Source organism: Armatimonadota bacterium, assembly GCA_031460175.1.
GTDB classification, from domain to species: domain Bacteria; phylum Sysuimicrobiota; class Sysuimicrobiia; order Sysuimicrobiales; family Sysuimicrobiaceae; genus Sysuimicrobium; species Sysuimicrobium tengchongense.
Genome location: JAVKGW010000001.1, coordinates 63,357 through 83,958 on the forward strand (window position 1 = coordinate 63,357; position 20,602 = coordinate 83,958).

The following is a 20,602-nucleotide window of genomic DNA, read 5'->3' on the forward strand; positions in this document are numbered from 1 at the left end:
GGATGCGCGGGTTCTGGATCGCCGCGGTGCTCGTGCTGATCCTCACGGGAGTCGCCTCCGCGGAGGGTCTGGATGACCGGGTGCGGGAGGTGGCGAGCCGCCTGATGTGCCCCGTGTGTGCGGGCCGCACGGTGGCGGAGTCCACCTCGGAACTGGCGGCCCAGATGCGGGCCATCATCCGGGAGAAGCTGCAGCGAGGAGAGCACCCGGAAGAGATCCTCGCGTACTTCGTGGAGCGGTACGGGGAAGGGATCCTCGCGGAACCTCCCCGCCGCGGCCTGGGATCCCTCGTCTGGCTCGCCCCCGTCCTGACCATCCTGGGCGGGGCCGCGTACGTGGTGGTGCGGTTCGGAAGGACGGGGCAGAAGGCGCCTTCCGAGGCAGAGGATCCCGACGGGGAGGACAGTGCGTAGGGCGCTCCTCCTGCTCCTCTGCGCGCCGGGGCTTCTCCTCAGCTTCTCCTACGCCTCCGAGCCCCTCCGGGTTACGGGCCGGGTGGTGCACGGGGAGACGGGCCGGTCCGTGCGCGGGGTGGAGGTGCGGGTGCTGGGGATGTCCGCGGGGCGGCAGCCGCAGGAGCAAGTGACCCACACGGACGCCGCAGGGCGGTTCGCGGTGCAGATGGACCCCTCGCTCCGGGCGTACGCGGTCCAGGCCTTTTACCGGGGCGTGGTCTACACCGAGGGTCCCTTGGCACCGAAGGGGAATCGCCTGGAAGTCACCGTTCGGGTGTACGAGACCACCCGGGATCCTCGGAATCTCGTGCTTTTGCGGCGCGCGCTCCTGCTGGAGCCGGTCACAAGAGGGGTGCTGGAGATCCGGGAGGTGGTGGTGCTCGCCAACCGCGCCCCGCGTACCTACGTGGGCGGGGAAGAGGGAACCCTCCGGCTCCCGCTCCCTCCGGGTGCCCGAGAGGTCTCCGTGTGGCAGGGCATGTCGCCGGTGGGGATCGATGCCAGTGGGGCGCTCGTGGATTCCCTCCCGGTTCCTCCCGGCCTCCGGGAAATGATCTTCTCCTATCGCGTCCCCCATCGGGCCGGACGGATCTCCTTGACCCTCCCGGTCACCCTTCCGGTAGCGGCCCTGGACGTGTTCGCCCCCGAGCCCCTGGAGATCCGCAGCCCCTCCCTCCCCGGTCGGGAAGCCCGCACCGTGCAGGGCAGACGGGTGGTGCGCGCCTGGGGAGAGAAGATTCCGGCGGGGAGTGCGGTGGTGGTGGAGGTCTCCGGGCTGGCGGCTCCCTCCCGGACCCTTCCCGGGCTCGTGGTGGGATTCCTGGTCCTCATCGGGGTGAGCGCCGCGGCCAGGCCGTGGATGCGGAGGACTCCCGTCCGGACTTAGCGGAACGTGCGACGGCTCGTGGCCCTTCCCGGGTTCTCGCTCGCCGTGCCCTTCCTGGCCACCGCGGTGCTGCTGCTCCCCCTGTTCGGCGCCGCGGTGGCATGGGTGGCGCCCGCCCTGGCCGCGACTTCCCCCCGCAGCTGGCCCATCCTGGCCGCCAACCACCTCGGGACCCTGGGATGGGGAACCCTCACCGCCATGGGAGCCCTCCACCAGATGTTCCCCGCCATGCTGGGGATCTCCCATCGCCCGGGACGGCCAGCCCTCGTGCAGTTCGCCCTCACCGTCCTCGGGTTACTCCTCCTGATCACTGGATTCCTGCGACAGGACGCGGACTGGGTGGCTGTCGGCGGGGGGATTTCCTGGGCGAGCGTGGGGCTGCTCGTGGTCTTGCTGGGGCGGATGCTCCCCCATCGCCGGCGCTGGAGCCGATCCGTAACCGGTGTGCTCCTCTCCCTGTTTTCCCTCCTCCTCACGGTCACCTGGGGTGCGCTCATGGCCCTCAACTGGCGGTTCCGCTTCGCGCCGGGGCTATGGCTGTGGGCGGGGGTGGGCGTCCACGCGGCGGTGGGACTGGTGGGATGGTTCGGGCAGCTGGTGGTGAGCGTCTCGTACTACCTTTTGCCTCGGTTCACGGGGGTGCGGCTACCGGGAGACGGCGCGCTGGGCTGGCTTCTCGGGTTGCTGAACGTCTCCGTGGCACTCCTGGTCGTCGCGGCCTTGAGGGCGGACGCGGATTTAGCACGGGCCGCCGCGGGGCTGGGCGCCCTCGCGGCCTGGGCGTATGCCCGGGATCTGGTGCGGTTCTTGCGGGGAGCCCGGCAGCGGGCCCCGGACCTCACCAACGGGTACTGGTGGGCCATCGCCGTCCAGACCGCGGTGCTGGGAGCCCTGGCCGCTGGGTGGGCCGCGGGCGGGCTACGGGTGGAGGGAGTTCGGCTCGCATCCGCGTCGGGACTCGCGATCCTCGCCGGGTGGGTGACTTGGGCCATCATGGGGCAGCTGTATAAAGTCACCCCGTTCCTCATGTGGCACTACCGGTACGCGAAAGGGATGAGCGCGGAGGAGGTCCCGCGGCTTCCGGCACCGTACTTCCCGCGGGAAGGGGTTGTGGCATTCGTCCTGAGCGTGGGCGGAAGCAGCCTCGCGGGGACCGGCGTCCTGCTCGGATCTCCCCTCCTCGCCGCGGTAGGGGGGTGGACCTTCTTCGCGGGAACCGGGGTGTACGCCCTCCTGATGGGTCTCTCGTGGATGGTGGCCGCCATGCGGGGCGCCGCCTCCGGGCGGCCTCCCGTGAAACATCCTGCTCCCGGGAGGTCGGATCCTTGACGCGACGTCCGGCATCGGACCCCTTTGCGGGGGAGGAGGCGCAGGTGGCCCAGAAGGTGGTGCAGGGGCTTATGAAGATCGCCCTCGCGCTCCGCCACCGGGCCTGGCAGCACGCCTATCCCTACGCCCTCACCCCCACACAGGCCCAGATCCTTACCCATCTCCTGAGCCGGGATCCGCGGGCCGTCCCGGTCTCGGAGGTCGCGCAGGCCCTGGCGGTGACGCTCCCTACGGCCAGCGACGCGGTGGAGGCGCTGGTCCGCAAGGGATTTCTGCGCAAGCGCCCAAGCCCTCAGGATCGCCGGGCCCGCGAGCTCTCCCTCACACCCGCCGGGAGACGGCTCGCCCGCCGTGTGCGCCTTTGGCCGGATTCCCTCCTGGAGGCCCTGGAGGCCCTACCGCCCGAGGAGCAGTCGGTGCTCCTGCGGGCTCTGATGGGGATGATCCGGGTCCTGCAGGAACGGGGGGAGATCCCCCTCTCCCGCATGTGCCTCAGCTGCGTCTACTTCCGGCCCAACGTCCATCCGGACCCCGTCCGCCCCCACCACTGCGCCTTCGTGGATGCCCCCTTCGGGGACCTGCACCTCCGCCTGGACTGCCCCGATCACGTGGCCGCGGACGTCGGACCCGCCTCCCCCGGATAAAACGCGTTCCACGTGTCCTCACACGGATGCCGTGCGGAGGAGTCGGTCGGCCACGAGCGCCGCAAACAGCAGGGCGAGGTAGACGTTGCTGAACCGGAACAGGGACCAGGCGGCCTCGGGGCTCGGCTCCCGGCAGAGCCGCCAGGCGCCCCGCAGCAGCAGCGCCCCCAGCACCGCCGCGGACGCGAGGTAGAGGAGCCCCACCTGGCCCAGGCCTGCCATCCCCAGGGTCGTGGCCACGAGCGCCGCGGTGTACCCGAGGATCTCCCGCCGGGCCCGCGCCTCTCCCCGGACCACGGGGAGCATGGGGATCCCCGCCCGGGCATAGTCCTCCCGCCGCACCAGGGCCAGGGCCCAGAAATGCGGCGGCGTCCACAGGAACACCACCAGGAACATCCCCAAGCCCAGGAGATCCACCCGATCCGTCACCGCGGCCCACCCCACGAGGGGCGGAATGGCTCCCGCGGCACCTCCGATCACGATGTTCTGGTCCGTGCTGCGCTTCAGCCAGACGGAGTACACCAGCACGTAAAAGAGATAGCCGAGGGCGGCCAGGGTGGCCGCCAGGAGGTTTGCGAAGACCGCCAGCAGCCCAAAGGACACAAGCCCCAGCAACACGCCGAACGCCAGCGCGTGGGCAGCCTCCACCCGCCCGGTCACGAGCGGACGGTGCCTCGTCCGGTCCATCACCGCGTCCACGTCCCGATCCAGGACCTGGTTGAGGGCGTTCGCCCCCGCGGCGCTGAGAGCGCCTCCCACCACCGTAGCCACCAGCACCCCCCACGGGAGATCCCTCCCCACGGCCACGAACATGGCGCAGGCCGTGGTCACCAGCAGAAGCACCACGATCCGGGGCTTTGCGAGCTCCCAGTATGCCCGGAACCCGCCGGTCCGTCCCCGGTGCGGAACCGCCGGCGAACCCGCTCTGGTCAGTCCCGCGGCCACCCCGAGCGCTCCCACCATCCCCACCCCGGCCACCGCATCCACCACCGCCGCGTGTGGGCCTCCCATCCCCAAGACCCCAAGCCCCAGCTGCACCGCCCCCAGCGCGGCGATCCCCGTCGCCACGAGCCTCACCTCCGAGCGGACACCCCAAAACCGCAGCACTCCCCCGAGGAGGATCGCGAGCGCCCCCGCCATCCGCCCGTCTCCGGCGGTGACGACCCCCAGGGTCACAAGCCCCATTCCGGCCGTGAGGAGATCCGTCCTCCGGTCTGATGCGGCCTGCAGCCCCGTGAACGCGACCACACAGGTAAGGCCGAGCAGGTACACCGAGCCGAGGCCGAGCAGCCGGTGCACCACGGACCAGAACCAAGCGTCCTCGCCCCTTGCAATCCGCGCCCCGACGGCCACCTCCACCAGCACCACGAGCAAACTCCCAAGCGAGAGAAAGCGCAGCGCCCCTCCCTCGCTCCGCGAGGACCACCACAGGAGCAGTACGGCGACCGCGAGGAACGCGGCCAGGAACCGGTGGATCCAGTCCACCAGTTCAAGACCGCCCGCGGGCGGCAGCACCCGCCCTCCGCAGAGCGGCCAGCCCGCGCAGGACCGCGGCACTTCCAGGAGGATCGCACCGAGAACCGCCACCAAGCCCGCCACACCCAGGGCGCTCAGGCAAAGCCGCTGTACCTTCGTCACACCGCCATTATCCCCCAAACTTCCCCCGCCGTATCGGTCGGAAAAACTCAAACAGAATTGCGCCAACTGCTTGACATCCCAATATCTAGGTGCTATGTTCCCAATCGAACACAAGATATAGCGCCTGCCGGTCCCTTTCTGGGTTAAAAGGGAACGCCGGTGCAGCGTCCTTCGGGACGCGAGTCCGGGACGGGCCCGCCGCGGTGAGGGGGACGGAGAGGACGGGCATGCCACTGGGCCTAGGCCTGGGAAGGCGTCCGATCCGGAGGAACCCGAGTCCGAAGACCTGCCGGCAGGCGGGGTCCGTGGTGCCCTCGTGGAGTGGGGCGAGGCGGAGGTGGAGGCGAAGGCACGGGGCTCCCCGTCCCTTCCTGTGGTGCCGCGGAATCCCCGAACACCTTTGGGAGGGAGGGATCTGATGCGCCCCGTGGTGTTGCCTGAGCTCGAGCGGATCAGCCGCGGCCTCCCCCGGGCGGAGGTCCTCGTCGGACGCCTCCGGCAGGATCCCATCCTCCGGGACGCCCCCGCGGGGGAGGAAGAGAGCGCGGCCCTGGCGGCCGCGCAGGCCCGGATCCACGAGGACCCGATCTACGAGCGGCTCAGCTGCCGCCTCCTGCTCCGGCGCCTGTACCGGGAGGTGTTGGGGACCCCTGAACCGGACCTCCGGACCTACCGGGCCGGTTTTGTGGCGTACGTGCGGCGGGGCATCGAGGTGGGGGCCCTGGATCCGCGCCTGCGGCGGTTGGATCTCCACCGCCTCGCCTCGGCCCTGCGCCCGGAGCGGGACGAGCTCCTCCCCCTCATCGGGCTCCACACCCTGGCGGATCGGTACCTGGTTCGGGATCCGGAGACGCGTGCGATCCTGGAGCTCCCGCAATACCTGTTCCTGCGGGTTGCCATGGGCCTTGCCCTCGCGGAGGAAGACCCGCACCGCTGGGCCGTGGCCTTCTACGAGGCCACAAGCCAGCTCGACTACCTCCCGAGCACGCCGACCCTCTTCAACGCGGGCACCCCGCACCCCCAGCTCAGCAGCTGCTACGTCTCCGACGTCCTCGACCAGATGGACCACATCCTGCAGTCGTGCGTGGAGTTCGGGCAGATCGCGAAGTACGCGGGCGGGATCGGCACGTCCATCACGAAGCTGCGGGCGGTGGGGTCTCCGGTTCGGGGGATCAACGGCACGAGCTCCGGGATCATCCCCTTCGTGCATCTGTTCGACGCCCTCATCAAGGCCGTCAGCCAGGGCGGCCGCCGCCGGGGAACCCTCGCGGTGTACCTGGAGCCCTGGCACCTGGAGATCCGGGCCTTCCTGGACCTCAAGCGCAACGCCGGAGACCCATACCTCCGGGCCCCGAGCCTCAACACCGCCCTGTGGATCCCCGACGAGTTCCTGGAGCGGGTGGAACGGGACGAGCCCTGGTACCTCTTCGATCCCCTCTACACCCCGGAGCTCGCGGAGCTGTGGGGTGAGGCCTTCCGGGAGGCCTACCGCCGCCGGATCGAGGACGCCCGGGGCGGCCGCCTCCCCGCTCGGGCCTTCCGGGTGGAGAGTGCCAGAGGCCTTTTCCGGGAGATCCTGGCGACCCTGCAGGAGACCGCCCATCCCTGGATCGCCTTCAAGGACAGCAGCAACGCCCGCAGCATGCTCCCCGGTGTCGTCCACAGCGCCAACCTCTGCACCGAAGTCCACCTCCCCACCTCTCCGGAGGCGATGGCGGTGTGCAACCTCGCCAGCATCAACCTCGCCCGCCACCTCACCCGCGACGGGGTGGACGAGGACAAGCTCGCGCGCACGGTGCGGCTTGCCCTGCGGGGCCTGGACAACGTCATCGACCTGAACTTCTACCCCACCGAGCGGGCCCGCACCGGGAACCTCCGGACGCGGCCCGTGGGACTCGGGCTCATGGGGCTCGCGGAGGCCTTCGCGCGCCTGGGCATGCAGTACGGGGATGAGGCGGCGTGTGCGTTTACGGACCGGGTGGTGGAGCTCGTGAGCTACTGCGCCATCCTCACGAGCTGCGAGCTCGCGCAGAAGCGCGGCCCGTTCCCCTCGTTCGCGGAAAGCCGCTGGGCCCGGGGGCAGGTGCCGCTCGACACCCTGGAGGAACTCGTGCGGCTGCGGGGAGCGGTGCAGGTGGACCGGTCCGCGCGGCTGGATTGGGCGTCGTTGCGGGCACGGGTCCGGCGCGGGATCCGGAACGGCACCGTGATGGCCATCGCGCCCACCGCGACCATCAGCCTGATCGCGGGCACCACGCCCGGCATCGACCCCTACTATGCCAACGTCTTCGCCCGCTCCACCCTCTCGGGCAAGTTCCTGGAGTTCAACCGGGTGCTGGTGGATCAGCTCCAGGCGCTTGGGCTGTGGGAGCAGGTGCGGGAGCGGATTCTGGAGGGGCGGGGCGACATCGAGGAGATCCAGGAGATCCCCCATCGGCTCCGGGTGCTGCACCGCACCGCCTACCGGATCCCGCCCGAGGCCTACATCCGGGTCGCGGCCGTGGCCCAGAAATGGGTAGACCAGGGCATCTCGCGCAACCTGTACCTCCAGGATCGGTCCCTGGAGGCCATGGAGCGGATCTACCTGGCGGCGTGGCGGGCGGGGCTCAAGAGCACGTACTACCTGTTCATGGCTCCCCGAATGTACGCGGAACCCAGCACGATCCCCGTGAACAAAGCCCGCAAGCAACTGCGCTGGAACCTGGAGATGCCGCAGGAAGGGACGGCCTGTGACGTCCAGTGCGAATCCTGTGCTTCGTGAGGAGGTGACAAGATGCGGCCGCTCCTGGGAGGCGATCCCCTCGAACCCATCCAGCTCTTTCCCCTCCGCTACCCTTGGGCCTATGCCCACGCCCAGCAGGGCAAGCGCAACACCTGGTTCCCGGAGGAGGTCCCCCTCGCGGACGACGTCCGGGACTGGGAACTGCGCCTGGGGGAGGAGGAGAGACGGGCCGTGGAGGTGCTGCTGGGGTTCTTCAACCCCATGGAGTCCCTCGTGACCCACAACCTAGTGCTCTCCCTCTATCGGTACGTGACCGCGCCGGAAGTACGGCTGTACCTCGCCCGCCAGATCTGGGAGGAGGCCAATCACACCATGGCCTTCGAGTACGTGCTGAAGACCTTGCCCGTGGACCGGGAGCGGGTGTTCCGGCTGCACCGGGACGAACCCGCGGTCCGGGCCAAGGAGGCATTCCTCACCGAGCTCGCCCGGCCGATGCTGGAACCGCTGGACGTGGAGAGGGTGGAGGACCGGCGGCGGTTCCTGCGCAACCTGGTGGGCTACTACGTGATCCTCGAAGGCGTGTTCTTCTACGGCGGGTTCCTGTTCGCCTACACCTTCCGTCGCCGCAACCTCCTGCGGGGGCTCGCGACCATCGTGGACTGGACCTTAAAGGACGAGAGCCTGCATCTGAGCTTCGGCATCCACCTCATCACCGAACTCCTCGCCCAGGACCCGGAGCTGCTGACCCCGGAATTGGGTCGGGAACTCAAACAGCTGATCCTGCGGGCCGTGGACCTAGAGCGGGCGTACAACCAGACCCTGCTCCCGCAGCCCCTCATCGGGGTGAGTGCGGAGGTCCTCAACGCCTACGTGGAGTACGTCACGGACCGAAGGCTCCTAGAACTCGGTCTCGGCGCCCACTTCCACACGCCCAACCCCGCCCCCTGGATGGCCACGGAGGTGGACATCCCCGAGATCGTGAACTTCTTCGAGGCCCAGAACACCCACTACGAGGTGGCCGCGGATCGCAACCGGTAGGCTATCGGAGCTCGAGGCTCAGGTCCAGGGCGGGGGCGGAGTGCGTGAGGGCGCCTATGGAGATGAGGTCCACGCCGGTCTCCGCCACCGCCCGCACGGTCTCCAGGGTGATGCCGCCCGAGGCCTCCGTGAGCGCACGCCCTCCACAGAGGGCCACCGCCTCCCGCAGGGTCTGGAGGTCCATGTTGTCCAGGAGCAGCGCGTCCGCGCCCGCCTCCAACGCCTCCTCCACCTGCCCCAGCTCCGTCACCTCCACTTGGATGCGTACCCCGTGCGGAGCCCGGGACCGGATCCGCGCTAACGCTTCCCGCAAGGAGATGCCCTCCCGGCGCAGGAGGCTCAGATGGTTGTCCTTCACCAGCACCCCGTCGCTGAGACCGAACCGGTGGTTTGCCCCTCCCCCCACCCGCACCGCGTACTTCTCCAGGACCCGCAGCCCGGGCGTGGTCTTCCGGGTGTCCACGATCCGGCAGGGAAGCCCGGCCACGGCCTGGACGTAGCGGCGGGTGAGGGTAGCGATGCCGCTGAGACGGCCGAGGAAGTTCAGGGCGACCCGCTCCCCGGCGAGCAGCGCCCGGGCGTCCCCCTCCACCACCGCCACCCCCTGGCCGGGCTCCACCTCCGCCCCCTCCGGGCACTGCCCGGTGACCTTTACCTCCGGATCCAGCCGCCGAAAGACCGCCTCCAGAACCGGAACGCCCGCCAGGATCCCAGGCCTCTTCGCCACCACCTCCCCTCGGGCCTGCAGGGGAGCGGGGAAGAGGGATTCCGTGGTGAGATCTCCCCAGGGCAGATCCTCCTGGAGGGCCGCGGTCACGATGCGCTCGAGGGCCAGGGGCGGGATCTCTGCCCGCATTCTCAGCTCAGGGCCAGCATCCGCTCGATGGCTCCCCGTGCCCGGGCGGCGATCTCAGGGTCCACCCGCACCTCGTACACCCCGTCCCGGAGGGAGCGGTGGAGCTTCGGGAGGGTGATCCTCTTCATGTACTGGCAGACGGCGTCCTCCCGCACGGGGAGGAAGACCTTCCCGGGCGCCTCCTTGCGCATGCGGTGGAGGATCCCCGTCTCCGTGGCCACCAAGAAGGTCCGGGCGGGAGAGGATCGGGCCCGGCGGATCATCCCTTCCGTGGAGAGGATGTGCGTGCTCTCCCCGGGGAGAGCGCCGGAGGCCAGGAGGTACATGCAGGCGCTCACGCACCCGCACTCGGGATGGATCAGGAGCTCCGCATCGGGATGGGCCTGCTGCAGCTCCGCAACGTCCTCCGGTCGGAACCCCGCATGCACATGGCACTCCCCCATCCACAGGTGCATCCGGCGGCCGGTGACCCGGGCCACGTAACTGCCGAGGAAGAAATCCGGGAGGAACAGGATCTCCTTGTCCGCCGGGATGGAGGAGACCACCCGGACCGCGTTGGTGGACGTACAGCAGTAGTCGCTCTCCGCCTTCACCTCCGCGCTGGTGTTCACGTACGCCACCACCACGGCTCCGGGGTGCTCCCGCTTCCACGCCCGCACCTGCTCCGCGGTGATGGTGGCCGCGAGGGAACACCCTGCCTCCAGATCCGGCAGGAGCACCGTCTTGTCCGGGCAGAGGATGGCCGCGGTCTCCGCCATGAAGTGGACCCCGCAGAAGACGATCACGTCCGCCCGCGTACGGGCCGCGGCCTGGGCGAGCCCCAGGGAGTCCCCCACGAAGTCCGCGAGATCCTGGATCTCCGGGAGCTGGTAGTTGTGCGCCAGGATGACCGCGTTCCGCTCCCGCCGGAGCCGCTGGATCTCCTCCACCAGCTTGCGGGTCTCCTCCTGCGATTCCCGAAGCGTTGCCGGAGCCGCCGCCATGGCCCTCATTCGCCCTACACCCTAGCCGGCTCCCCGGCTCCTGTCAACCGGCGCCGGTTTGTGGCTCCCCCGTTCCTCTCTACTACCGGGCGATCCAGGCATCTCCCGGCTTCCACCTCGGCCAGGTGGCCCCTTCCAGGAGGTGCGTGCCCCGCACATACGGCCAGGCAAAATACACCTTCTGCGGCCCCGTGAGCAGGGGGATCACCATGAGCTCCTCGAGCAGGTACCGATGGATCTGCCGCGTGGCATTCCGATCCTCCTGGATCGTGGCTCTCGAAACCTCCCACATCTCCCTCAGCCGCTCCGGCCTCCTCAAGCTCACCTGCCCCAGGGGATGCCGGATGAAGAAGAACTCCAGCCAGCTGTTGAAGTTCGGCACGTAGGGCATGGGATGCAGGATGAACCCCCTCCACCCCCTCCGCTGGTAGTCCGCCATCCGCGCCCGGTCCACGATCTCGATCTCTGTCTCGATCCCGATCCCCCCCAGGAATCCCTGAACCGCCACCGCGATGTCCCGGGAAACCGCTTCCGATATGATCCTTGTCCGAAATCCATTCCCGTATCCGGCCTCCGCCAGCAGTCGCCTGGCCCGTTCCGGATCAAACCGCACCAGGGGATTTCCCTCCAGCGCCGCCATGTGCCCCGGATGCGCGATCTGTCCCCAGGGCCGGAAAACCCCATGGCCCACCCCCGCCGCGAGGGCATTCCGGTCCACCGCCAGGGAGACGGCTTCCCGCACCCTTCGATCCCTCAACGGCGAGTCCGCATTCTCGCTGTCCGGCCAGAGCGCCCAGTTGAGTGTGTGCAAACCGGAGATCTCCCGGAGCTCCCGGTTCCTCCGGAGTTCCGCGATCACCGCGGGATCGTTGAATCCTGCCACATCCAACTGGCCGGCCAGCAGGGCGGCCTTCATCGTCTGCATCTCCGCGAAGAATCGCAGCTCCAGGCGATCCAGGTACGGTTTCCCGCGATCCCAATACCCGTCGAACCGCACGTATTCCGCAAAGGCCTTGGGGTCATACCGGGTGACCCGAAAAGGACCGGTCCCCACCGGTCTCTCGTCCGCCTGATCCTCGCCTACCCTCAGGACGTAGTCCGGGGAGACCACGTCCGTGGCGCCTAACCCCCCCACCCACAGCAACAGGCCGTTGGCCCACCGTTCCAGATGGATGACCACCTCGAAGGGACCACGGACCTCAACGGCCTTCACGATGTCCGGTGCCCGCCGTATCTCGATCTGCTTCTGCAGATTCCACTGAAGCGCCCGTGCGTTCAGCAGCGTCCCGTCGTGAAACCGGATGTTTCTCCGAAGCACCAGGGAGACGGATCTCCGATCCGGGCCGACGCTCCAACGTTCCACCAGGTGCGGATGCGCCCTCCCCCGCACATCCACCCAAAGCGGCGTCTCGAAAACAGGCACCGCGGGCACGGTGCTCCGGGGGGCTCTTCTCCACGGGATCCCGAACAGCCCTTCGGGCAGCTCGTCCCCGAGGCGCAGGATGCCCCCCCGCCGCACCTCGCCCGCAGGGCCCGCTGCTGACCTGCTCGGGAGTCCGAGTCCCGCCAAACAGACCGCGAGGAGAATGCCTACCCATGCCTTTCCCCGCACCCTCATCCCCTCCTTCCTCACCCGAGTACCGGCCGGGCGCCCACGGACGCCCGGTACCTCCTCGCCGCCTCCGAGAAGGGCACCGGACCCACCGTGGCCCGGATCTCCACCGGGACCTCCGGGTCTTCCTCGTCCCCCCTGCCTCCCTCCCCCCAGATCACCACCACCTCCGTGCCGGGTTCTGCGAACTCCCGATCCACCACCCCCACGGTGAGGATCGCATGTTCGTTTGCGCTGTACGCGCCGAAGGAAGAGAATCCGATCCAGGTTCCCGCCTGGCTCACCACTTTGTCGTAGTGCCACGTGGCGTATCCTACCAAAGGCAGGTCGATGAACCTTCCCCGGGTTCCTCCCTCGAAGAGCGGCCGGAAGATCTTCTGGAGCACGTCCTCTTTATTCCAGACCAGGGTCACCTTCTTCCGCCGGGGGTCCCTTGCCTTCTCCTCCAGGGCCTCCTTGCCGACAAAATCGTGGTCGAATTTCACCAGGTGCCCGTAGCCCAGATCCCAAGGGGTGAGGTAGTACTCCTCGATCCGCGTCCCCCAAAAGCTCCCCCCCAGGCTCCCCGTGGCCTCCAGGCTGTCCGCGGAAAGCCACTCCCGATAGGGCCGAAGCCGCTCTCCCGTGTAGATGGCCGGAACCGGAAGGGGGACCCATCCGGTCTCCACGATGCTCACGAGGTAGGCCCGATGCCCCGCTTCCCGCAATCCGAACTCTTGTCCGGCCTCGAGGATGGTGGCCTTCACTTCCTCCGCCTCCTCCCAAGGCCCGAAGATCTCCATCCCCGCCACCCCCGCCATCCCGTGGTGCAGGGCCCATGCGGTTCGGTTCCCGATGCGGATGCTCCCGAAATGGAAGAACGGGATTTCCGGGAGGGGTCCCCCGTTCAGCTTCTCCAGAAGCTTCGGCGCGTTCGGCCCCTGCAGCTGGAAGCGGTACAGCTTCCGTCGGCCGCTCGGATTAAACGAGCTCCGCTCGTCCCGCTCCACGGTGACGTTGAACGTTCCGGACTCCGCGTGGAACTGCACCCAGTTCAGGGCAGGCGGCCTCGCCACGAGCTTGAAGAGGTCCTTCTCCAGGTAAAACAGCACCGCATCACGGATCACATATCCCTCATCGTTGCAGACGAGGAGCTGCTTCGCCCGCCCCGGCGCGAAGTTCTGAAACGTGTTCACCCCGAGCCAGCGGAGCAACGACAGGGCGTCGGGGCCTTTGAGGAACAGGTTCGTCATGTGGTGCGACTGATCGAACAGCGCCACGGTGGTCCGCCACGCCTTCGTCTCCTCAAACCACCCCGAGACCTGCGCGGGCACCCGGGAGAACTCGCCGAAGGTGGACCCCGTCCTCCTCGCGGGGTTGTTTCTCCTCAGCAAGGAAACGACATCGTAGCCCGCCTCGCGCAGAAGATCCTCCAAGCTTCTCCGTCCCTCCGGCTGCATCCTGTCCCCTCCCATGGACTCGGCCTTACGGCCACGGGCCCTGTATGCCCGTACATTCCACCAGGGATGCGGGCATGTACGTGTTCCACGCGTTCCATCCGCGCAAGCGGTAGTCCTCCTCCTCCCACCGGATGGGCTCCCGATCCAGATCGCGCTGGTAATCTCCGGTGAACAGCTCCAGCCGGTTCCCGCTGGGATCCCGGATGTACATACAGAAGGCGTTGCTCAGGTTGTGCCGCGTGGGGCCCAGCTCGATCCGCTCCGACATCCCGCACCGGCTGAGCCGATTGGCGAAGTACGCCAGGTCGTTCCAGTCCGCCACGTAGTAGGCCACATGGTGAAGGCCTGGGGAATTCCCCGTGGCCAGTGCCACGTCGTGGGTCGCCGGCCTCCGGCGCAGGAAGGCACTCCGAATCCGCTCCCCGGAGGTCACGTAGGCGAAGGCCCGGAACCCCAGGGTCCGCTCCCAGTAGGACAGGTGGCCCTCCGGGTCCGGGGTCCGGAGGTGGATGTGGTCGATGCGGAGGGGCCGGGAGCCCGGCGGATGGTCAAGGTGCCGGGTTGGAAGATGGGGCCTGTGACGTGCATCGTACAGAGGGATCTCCTCCATCTCGTGCACGAACTCCACGGGGAATCCCTCCGGAGTCCGTGCTCTCAGCGCTTCCCCTTGCCCGGGCTCCTGCCCCGCAGGCACCCGGTGAACCGGCAATCCCAGGGATCGATGGAGCGCTTCGAGCTCTTCCAGGAATGCCGGAGAGGAGACCCGGAACGCGCAATGGCCGAGTCCGGGAGCGGATGCTGGGGTCAGCCGGAGCGACCACAGATCGAATTCCTCCGATGCCCTCAGGTAGAGGCCGCCTTCCACCCGGAGCGCTTCCGTAAACCCCAGGACCTCCACGTAAAAGCGCCGGGCGAACTCGAGATCCGTCACCCGCAGTTCCACGTGGGCAAGCCGGAGGATCATGCGCGGCTCCTTGCGAGGGTTCGTCCGGACCCAGGGTTCCTTCTCACCGCCCCTTCCCCGCCCTACAGCATTTTGAAGCCGGGTTGTGCACAGAAGTCAAGAAACCCCGCCCGCGGGGGTGGGGGAACCCTCTGCGAGCGCGTTAGACCCGGTCCCTTCCCGGGGACTCCAGGATCCTCTTGCAGGAAGTCCCGGAGCAGAAGTACAGTAGCAGTAAACCGAAACGCGACCTTCGGGGCAGGGTGAGCCGGCCGCAGCGTCGGCGATTCCCGACCGGCGGTGAGCGTCTTTTGGACGCGAGCCCGCGACCCGCGCACGGTCCGAGGCGCGGTGGACGCCGGTGAGCCGCAAGGGCGGCGAGTCCGGGGCCGACGGTACAGTCCGGATGGGAGAAGGTCGGGCAAAACCGGAAGCCTGCTGCCTGCCTGCCGGTTTTCCCTGCGCCCGGAGGTCCCTGCCTTCGGGCGCTGATGCTTGACGATCCCTACTGGATGCAGCGGGCGCTCGCCCTGGCCCGTCTCGCACAGGGCCGCACGAGCCCTAACCCCCTCGTGGGCGCGGTGGTGGTGCGGGAGGGGCAGGAGGTGGGCTGCGGGTACCACGCCGCCCCCGGAAGCCCGCACGCGGAAGCGGTGGCCCTCTCCACGGCCGGCCCCCTCGCCCGGGGCGCCACCCTGTACGTGAACCTGGAACCCTGCAACCACCACGGCCGCACCCCTCCCTGCACGGAGGCCATCCTGGCCGCAGGGATCAGGCGGGTGGTGGTGGCCCACGAGGATCCGGACCCCCGGGTTCGGGGAAGCGGCATCGCCCGGCTGCGCGCGGCCGGGGTGGAGGTGGAGGTGGGGGTGCTGGAAGAGGAGGCCCGCCGGCTCAACGCCGCGTATCTCAAGCACCGCACCACCGGGCTTCCCCTCGTGACCGTGAAGTGGGCCATGTCCCTGGACGGCCGCATCGCCACCCGCACGGGTTCCTCCCGCTGGATCACGGGCCCGCAGGCCCGGGAAGAGGCCCACCGGCTGCGCAACATCCACGACGCGGTGCTGGTGGGCATCGGAACCGCGCTGCGCGATGACCCCGCCCTCACCTGCCGGATTCCGGGCGGAAGGGATCCCCTCCGGGTGGTGGCTGACAGCCGCCTGCGTCTGCCCCCTCATGCTCGGATGCTGCGGGAAGGGAGTTCCCCCGTGGTGGTGGCCACCACGGCACGGGCTCATCCCGAGCGGGCAGAAGCCCTCCGGCGTGCCGGGGCGGAGGTGTGGGTGTGCGAGGAGGAGGTCGGACGGGTCTCGCTGCGGGATCTCCTGAAGCGGCTTGCGGATCGCGGGGTGCTGAGCGTGCTGGTGGAGGGCGGGAGCACCCTGCATGCCGCGGTGCTCCAAGCCGGGCTTGCGGACCGGATCGTGGCCTTCATCGCACCGGTGCTGATCGGAGGACGCGAGGCCCCGGGCCCGGTGGGTGGTGCGGGCGTCGCGGAGATCGCGCAGGCCCTGCGGCTCCGTGCCCTCACGGTGCGGCCCGTGGGGCCGGACCTTTGCGTAGAGGCGGAGGTGGGTGGGGCTTTGCCCGTGCAGACGGCCGCCGTGGGACGTCGGGGGCGGTGATGTTTACCGGGATCGTGGAGGAAGTGGGCCGCATCGCGGACCGCGCCGGAAACCGCCTGTGGATCCGGGCGGAGCGGGTGGTCGGCGACCTCGGGGTGGGCTCCAGCATCGCGGTGGACGGGGTGTGCCTCACCGTGGTGGATCTCCGTCCCCCCGCGTTCGCCGTGGACCTGAGCCCCGCCACCCTGCACCGCACCACCCTGGGCCTGCGGCAGCCCGGGGATCCGGTGAACCTGGAGCGGCCTTTACTGGCCACGGGGAGGGTCGGCGGGCACTTCGTGCAGGGGCACGTGGACGGGGTGGGGCAGGTGGTGGGCCTGCGGCGGGAGGGGGAATCCGCGTGGATGGAGCTCACCGCCCCCCCGGAGGTGGCCCGGTACCTCGTGCCCCGGGGATCCGTGGCGGTGGACGGGGTGAGCCTCACGGTGGCGGACGCGGGGGAGGAGGCCTTCTCCGTATGCCTCATCCCGTACACCCTGCGCCACACCACCCTGGGGGAGCGGCGTCCCGGGGATCCCGTGAACCTGGAGGCGGACATTTTGGCCAAGTACGTGGAGCAGCTCCTGCGCGCCTGGAGGGAGAGGGGATGAGCGAACCATGGATTTCCGTGGAGGAGGCCGCCCGACGGATCGGGCGGGGAGAGCTCGTGGTGGTGGTGGACGACGAGGACCGGGAGAACGAGGGAGATCTGGTGCTCGCCGCCTCCCACGCCACCCCCCAGGCCGTGAACTTCATGCTGCGGGAAGGCCGGGGATTGCTGTGTGCCCCCCTCACCCGGGAGCGGGCCCAGGCCCTTCACCTCCCGCCCATGACCGCGGAGAACACCAGCAAGTTCGGGACCGCCTTCACCGTCTCCGTGAGCGCCCGCCGGGGCGTCAGCACCGGGGTCTCCGCCTACGACCGCGCCACCACCCTGCGGGCCCTGGCGGATCCCGCCACCCGGCCGGAGGACCTGGACCGGCCCGGCCATGTCTTCCCCTTGGTGGCCCGAGAGGGCGGGGTCCTGGAGCGGCAGGGGCACACGGAGGCCGCGGTGGAACTGGTGCGGCTTGCGGGGCTGCCACCCGTGGCCGCCATCTGTGAGATCCTCGCCCCGGACGGCCGCATGGCCCGCCTGCCGGAGCTGGTGGATTTCTGCACGCGTCACGGACTGGGGGTTCTGCGGGTGGCGGACCTCGTGCGGTGGCGGCTGGAGCGGGAGTGCGTGGTGGAGCCCGTGGCGGAGACGCGGATTCCCGCCCACGGGGTGACCTGGAAGCTCGTGGCCTTCGCCCACCGGTACACGGATCAGACGCACCTGGCCTTGGTGCTGGGCGAGGTTTCCGGTGCCGAGCCCGTGCTGGTGCGGCTGCACTCGGAGTGCACCACGGGGGACGTGTTCGGGTCGTGGCGGTGCGACTGCGGGGCACAGCTCGCCGCGTCCCTCGAACGGATCGCGGCCGCAGGGAGTGGGGTGGTGGTGTACCTGCGGCAGGAGGGTCGGGGGATCGGGCTTGTGAACAAGGTGCGGGCGTACGCGCTGCAGGACCTGGGGCACGACACCGTGGAGGCCAACCTGGTTTTGGGCTTCCCGCCGGACGCCCGGGATCACTTGGTGGGGGCCCAGATCCTGCGACGGCTGGGGGTCCGGAGGGTGCGGCTGCTGACCAACAACCCCGCCAAGGTGGAGGCGGTACAGCGGGGCGGGATCGAGGTGATGGAGCGCCTGCCGCTGGTGGCGGGGGTGCGTCCGGAGAACCTGCCGTACCTGCGCGCCAAGCAAATCCGCCTGGGCCACCTGCTGGACGGCGTGGAGGAGCTCCTTGGGACAAACGTTTGAGGGGCACCTCGAGGGACGCGGCCTCCGGGTGGGCGTGGTGGTGAGCCGGTTCAACGAGGCCATCACCCGCTTGCTCCTGGAAGGGGCCCTGGACACCCTGCGGCGGCACGGGGTGGAGGACGTGGACGTGGCCTGGGTCCCGGGAGCGTTCGAGATCCCGCTCGTGGCCCTGCGGCTGGCGCAGAGCGGCCGGTATCACGCGGTGGTCTGTCTGGGGGTCGTGATCCGGGGGGAGACCCCACACTTCGAGTACGTGGCCGGGCAGAGTGCCGCGGGGGTTGCTCGGGCAGCGTTGGAGAGCGGCATCCCCGTGATCTACGGGATCCTCACCACGGATACCCTGGAGCAGGCCCTGGAGCGATCGGGCACCAAGGCCGGAAACCGCGGCCGAGACGCGGCCCTGGCCGCCATCGAGATGGCCAATCTCCTGAGCACGCTGCCGAAGGCCGGGGGGTAGGCGTGACCGAGGATGTGGTGATCGTGGGGGGCGGGATCTGCGGGCTCAGCATCGGCTGGTACCTGGCCCGGGCGGGACGCGGGGTGACCATCCTGGAGAAGGGGCAGGCGGGCCTGGGCGCCACCTGGGCCGCGGCGGGCATGCTGGCCCCGCACGCGGAGGCCGAGCCCGGCGAGGAGTGGATGCTGCCGCTGCTGCGGGCGAGCCGGGATCGGTGGGCGGCCTTTGCCCGCGATCTGGAGACGGCAAGCGGAATACCCGTGGACTACCGGGACGAGGGGACCTTGGTGGTGGCCCTGGACCGGGACGACGTGGAGCGGCTGCGGTTCCTGTACGATTTCCAGAAGCGGCAGCATCTCCCCACGGAGTGGCTGGCCGGGGAGGAGGCCCGGCGCATGGAGCCCTACCTCTCCCCCCGGGTCGTCGCCGCCCTCTACAGTCCCCTCGACCACCAGGTGGACAACGTGAAGGTGGCCCGGGCCCTGGCCGAGGCCTTCCGGCGGGCGGGCGGGCGGCTGCGGGAGAACACGGAGGTGACCCGCATCGTGGTGGACCAGGGCCGGGTGCTGGGCGTGCGCCTGCCGCACGCCTTCCTGGAGGCCTCCACGGTCGTCCTCGCGGCGGGAGCCTGGTCTGCCACCATCCCCGGGTTGCCGGATTCCGTGCGGCCTCCCGTGCGGCCCGTCAAGGGGCAGATGCTGGCCCTGCAGATGCGGCGGGAAGCGCCGCTTCTGCGGCACGTGGTGTGGGGGCCGGAGGCGTACCTCGTGCCCCGGCGGGACGGCCGGCTGCTGGTGGGCGCCACGGTGGAGGAGAAGGGCTTCGATGGCCGTCTCACCGCGGGCGGGATCCTGCAGCTGCTGCGGGGCGCGTGGGAAGTGCTACCGGGGGTTGAGGAGCTCCCCCTCGTGGACATGTGGGTGGGGTTCCGGCCGGGGAGCCGGGACGACGCGCCCATCCTGGGGCCCACGGAGGTGGAGGGGCTCGTCCTGGCCACCGGCCACTATCGCAACGGGATCCTGCTCGCCCCCATCACCGCGGAGGTCATCTCCCACTACCTCCTCCACGGGGAGCTACCGGAGATCGCCCGGCCCTTCACCGTGGATCGGTTCCGGAGGGGCAGATCCGCCTCCCGCGGGCGGGAGTAGCGATCCCTCACGGCGGCTGCGCAAGCCGGGTCCGGAACTCAAGGGGCGTACACCCGAACCGGGCCCGGAAGCACCGGTGGAAGTGGGACAGGCTCTCAAACCCGCACCGCTCCGCCACCTGCTGCACCGTGTGGTCCGTGGTACGCAGCAGATCCGCGGCCCGCTGCAGCCGGCGCTGCAGAAGGTACTGCTTGGGGGACATGCCGAGGCCTGCACGGAAGAGCCGGCGGAGGTACGTGGGCGAGCACGCCGCGGCCTTCGCCAGTTCCTCCACCCGCACCCGACCCTCCATAGCCTCCAGGAGTTGGAACGCGGGGCACAGTACCCGTAGGGCCCGTCCCTCCTGCATCTGCAGGGGCCGGAACTCCCCGGGGTGTTCGTGCACCGTCCGCAGGAGCAGTTCCATCAACAGGGCCCGGCCCCGCGGCCGCCAGCCCGCGGGCCGGTGGATCGAAAGGCGCACGAGTTCCCGCACAACGCCCGCATCTTCCCTCCCCTCGAGGATCGCGGGGAACCCCAGCACCAGGAGCAGGCACTGGGCCCCCAGGACCCGGGCGGTGAAGTGGACGGAGAGAAAGCGGACAGGGATGGGCGCCTCCGCGGCGTGCGGAACCCCCTCCGGAATGAACAGGAGATCCCCCGGACCCGCGACCAGGGACCGGTTCCCGATCCGCCACCGGCTCCTGCCCTCCAGCACCAGGATGGCGAGGGCGTTGGGCACCGCACGGCGTTCCAGGGACCACCCGGCCTCCCCCGCGTACGCCCTCCCCTCCAAGAACTCGACCTCCGCGTGTCCCCACACCCACTCCCACGCCCCGAGCTCCCCCGCGGGCGGGTAGGGCGGGAATCCGAGCCTCCGATCCGGGATCACCGCCTGCACACTCCCAGGATGCCCCAGGTGGGCCCGGAAGACGAGGGGGTGGATCGGTTCGGGCACGGTTTGGGTCGGCTTCGGCATTTGTCCCCGGACCCCCTTCCCGCACACTGGGGAGTGGACGCCAAGCCCGA

General features: G+C 69.7%; 18 protein-coding genes and 1 riboswitch. Of the genes, 11 read left to right on the forward strand and 7 right to left on the reverse strand.

Features of this window, described 5'->3' with window-relative positions; genetic code table 11:
- Positions 1-2 precede the first annotated feature (2 nt).
- From QN206_00335 to QN206_00350, 4 genes are read left to right on the forward strand one after another with little or no spacing between them, the layout of a single operon-like run.
- On the forward strand, positions 3-413 hold the full coding sequence (locus QN206_00335; protein MDR7613256.1) for a cytochrome c-type biogenesis protein CcmH: 411 nt from the start codon (positions 3-5) through the stop codon (positions 411-413).
- A complete protein-coding gene (locus QN206_00340) occupies positions 406-1,341 on the forward strand; it encodes a hypothetical protein (protein MDR7613257.1) in 936 nt (311 codons plus the stop codon). Before QN206_00335 ends, QN206_00340 begins: the two co-directional genes overlap by 8 nt.
- 6 nt (positions 1,342-1,347) lie before the next feature.
- The gene (locus QN206_00345) at positions 1,348-2,670 is read left to right on the forward strand and encodes a hypothetical protein (GenBank protein MDR7613258.1); all 1,323 of its coding nucleotides are present in this window, start codon (positions 1,348-1,350) and stop codon (positions 2,668-2,670) included.
- Positions 2,667-3,314: a MarR family winged helix-turn-helix transcriptional regulator gene (locus QN206_00350; protein MDR7613259.1), complete on the forward strand. Its 648-nt coding sequence runs from the start codon at positions 2,667-2,669 to the stop codon at positions 3,312-3,314. Before QN206_00345 ends, QN206_00350 begins: the two co-directional genes overlap by 4 nt.
- A gap of 18 nt (positions 3,315-3,332) precedes the next feature.
- On the opposite strand, the gene QN206_00355 is transcribed toward QN206_00350, so the two are convergent.
- Positions 3,333-4,952 carry a heme o synthase gene (locus tag QN206_00355; protein ID MDR7613260.1) on the reverse strand — a complete coding sequence of 540 codons (1,620 nt, stop codon included), beginning with the start codon at positions 4,950-4,952 and terminating at the stop codon, positions 3,333-3,335.
- A 111-nt stretch (positions 4,953-5,063) separates the two neighbouring features.
- Positions 5,064-5,261: riboswitch (cobalamin riboswitch) on the forward strand.
- A gap of 109 nt (positions 5,262-5,370) precedes the next feature.
- On the opposite strand from QN206_00355, the gene QN206_00360 reads away from it, so the two are divergent.
- Both QN206_00360 and QN206_00365 read left to right on the forward strand, forming a co-directional pair.
- Complete coding sequence (locus QN206_00360) at positions 5,371-7,713, forward strand: ribonucleoside-diphosphate reductase subunit alpha (GenBank protein MDR7613261.1); 2,343 nt, start codon at positions 5,371-5,373, stop codon at positions 7,711-7,713.
- A gap of 12 nt (positions 7,714-7,725) precedes the next feature.
- Entirely contained in the window at positions 7,726-8,712 is a 987-nt protein-coding gene (locus QN206_00365) for a ribonucleotide-diphosphate reductase subunit beta (GenBank protein ID MDR7613262.1), read from the forward strand.
- Position 8,713: 1 nt separating this feature from the next.
- Here the strand turns inward: QN206_00365 and nadC are convergent, their stop codons facing one another.
- From nadC to QN206_00390, 5 genes are all read right to left on the reverse strand, one after another.
- Entirely contained in the window at positions 8,714-9,568 is an 855-nt protein-coding gene (gene nadC / locus QN206_00370; protein MDR7613263.1) for a carboxylating nicotinate-nucleotide diphosphorylase, read from the reverse strand.
- A 2-nt stretch (positions 9,569-9,570) separates the two neighbouring features.
- Positions 9,571-10,551: a quinolinate synthase NadA gene (gene nadA, locus QN206_00375; GenBank protein ID MDR7613264.1), complete on the reverse strand. Its 981-nt coding sequence runs from the start codon at positions 10,549-10,551 to the stop codon at positions 9,571-9,573.
- Positions 10,552-10,633: 82 nt separating this feature from the next.
- Positions 10,634-12,169 (reverse strand): ABC transporter substrate-binding protein, encoded by a 1,536-nt coding sequence (locus QN206_00380; GenBank protein ID MDR7613265.1) that lies wholly within the window; start codon positions 12,167-12,169, stop codon positions 10,634-10,636.
- Between the two features lie 11 nt (positions 12,170-12,180).
- Entirely contained in the window at positions 12,181-13,602 is a 1,422-nt protein-coding gene (locus QN206_00385; GenBank protein MDR7613266.1) for an aminomethyl transferase family protein, read from the reverse strand.
- Between the two features lie 25 nt (positions 13,603-13,627).
- On the reverse strand, positions 13,628-14,566 hold the full coding sequence (locus tag QN206_00390; GenBank protein ID MDR7613267.1) for a VOC family protein: 939 nt from the start codon (positions 14,564-14,566) through the stop codon (positions 13,628-13,630).
- A gap of 470 nt (positions 14,567-15,036) precedes the next feature.
- Here QN206_00390 and ribD point away from each other — a divergent pair, with 470 nt between their 5' ends.
- The 5 genes from ribD to thiO are packed head-to-tail and all read left to right on the forward strand — an operon-like array spanning position 15,037 to position 19,594.
- Positions 15,037-16,170, forward strand: a complete 1,134-nt coding sequence (ribD, locus tag QN206_00395) for a bifunctional diaminohydroxyphosphoribosylaminopyrimidine deaminase/5-amino-6-(5-phosphoribosylamino)uracil reductase RibD (GenBank protein ID MDR7613268.1) — start codon at positions 15,037-15,039, stop codon at positions 16,168-16,170.
- Complete coding sequence (locus QN206_00400) at positions 16,170-16,760, forward strand: riboflavin synthase (protein MDR7613269.1); 591 nt, start codon at positions 16,170-16,172, stop codon at positions 16,758-16,760. Before ribD ends, QN206_00400 begins: the two co-directional genes overlap by 1 nt.
- Positions 16,757-17,989, forward strand: coding sequence for a GTP cyclohydrolase II (ribA, locus tag QN206_00405; GenBank protein ID MDR7613270.1), 1,233 nt, complete (start codon positions 16,757-16,759; stop codon positions 17,987-17,989). The genes QN206_00400 and ribA overlap by 4 nt, the downstream gene beginning before the upstream one ends.
- Entirely contained in the window at positions 17,973-18,446 is a 474-nt protein-coding gene (gene ribE / locus QN206_00410) for a 6,7-dimethyl-8-ribityllumazine synthase (protein MDR7613271.1), read from the forward strand. The genes ribA and ribE overlap by 17 nt, the downstream gene beginning before the upstream one ends.
- Positions 18,447-18,448: 2 nt before the next feature.
- Entirely contained in the window at positions 18,449-19,594 is a 1,146-nt protein-coding gene (gene thiO / locus QN206_00415; GenBank protein MDR7613272.1) for a glycine oxidase ThiO, read from the forward strand.
- Between the two features lie 7 nt (positions 19,595-19,601).
- Here thiO and QN206_00420 read toward each other — a convergent pair whose 3' ends face one another.
- Positions 19,602-20,552, reverse strand: coding sequence for an AraC family transcriptional regulator (locus tag QN206_00420; protein MDR7613273.1), 951 nt, complete (start codon positions 20,550-20,552; stop codon positions 19,602-19,604).
- Positions 20,553-20,602 lie beyond the last annotated feature (50 nt).